Source organism: Megasphaera sp. AF13-6AC, assembly GCF_027685385.1.
Classification (GTDB): domain Bacteria; phylum Bacillota; class Negativicutes; order Veillonellales; family Megasphaeraceae; genus Megasphaera; species Megasphaera micronuciformis.
On record NZ_JAQCUN010000277.1, the window covers coordinates 1 to 863 of the forward strand.

General features: G+C 44.6%; 2 protein-coding genes. Both read left to right on the forward strand.

Translation table 11 applies throughout. From position 1 onward, the window contains the following. The coding region (locus tag PGX78_RS08825; protein ID WP_270446587.1) for a hypothetical protein at positions 1-239 on the forward strand (239 nt) is incomplete at its 5' end. Positions 240-445: 206 nt separating this feature from the next. Further along, positions 446-863: molybdopterin oxidoreductase family protein (locus PGX78_RS08830; RefSeq protein ID WP_270446589.1), on the forward strand; the 418-nt coding region annotated here is incomplete at its 3' end.

The following is an 863-nucleotide window of genomic DNA, read 5'->3' on the forward strand; positions in this document are numbered from 1 at the left end:
CTATAGAGCACGCCGCCTTTTCTATGCCCGTAGATTTGGTCCTCATTGAAAGTCGCCGTCACGGCCTTTTTCCGAAACTATTGGTTTTACCGCCTGAAGCCGGTGCCGCAGAAGGGGACAATGAAACGGTCGCCTTGGTGACACGACGAAAGGATACGAATTCAGTGTATTTTAATACTTTACACGTTGACAATATTTCTGCCTTGGCGAAATACATAAAACTATTGGCCAATCTGTAAAATCCCCATTTTATCTGATGTTTTAACTATCTCTCCCTTTATGAGCCGTAAAAATTTTCGTTTTTACGTGTTGCATATTGAGAAAATTAGGTATAGAATAGATGTGTATCAAAGCATCCATGAGTAAAACTCATGAGAATTTTTCTTTTGGCGTATAGTTATGTAATTGTTCATCTATGCGCTTATTAAAAGAGGTGAATCACCACATGTCTTACGAAACGATTACTACCGTCTGTCCCTACTGCGGTACGGGCTGTCTTATTGACTGTACTGTAGACAGAGAAAATAATCGCGTCATTGAAGCAAAGGGATCGCCGCACGGCGTAAACAATGACGGACGTTTGTGCTTGAAAGGCCTGTACGGCTGGGATTATCTGAATGACCCCAAAATTTTAACCAAACGTATTCGCACTCCCTTAATCCGTCGCGGCGGCAAGGGAGCTCCCTTGGAACCGGCTACTTGGGAAGAAGCTATTCAGTATACTGCCGATCGCTTAAAGGCCATCATCAAAGAATACGGCCCCGACACGGTTATGGGTGCCGGCTCGGCTCGCGGTCCCGGAAATGAAGTAGGCTACTTAACTCAAAAATTCATGCGCGCAGTTATCGGTACCAATAACGTCG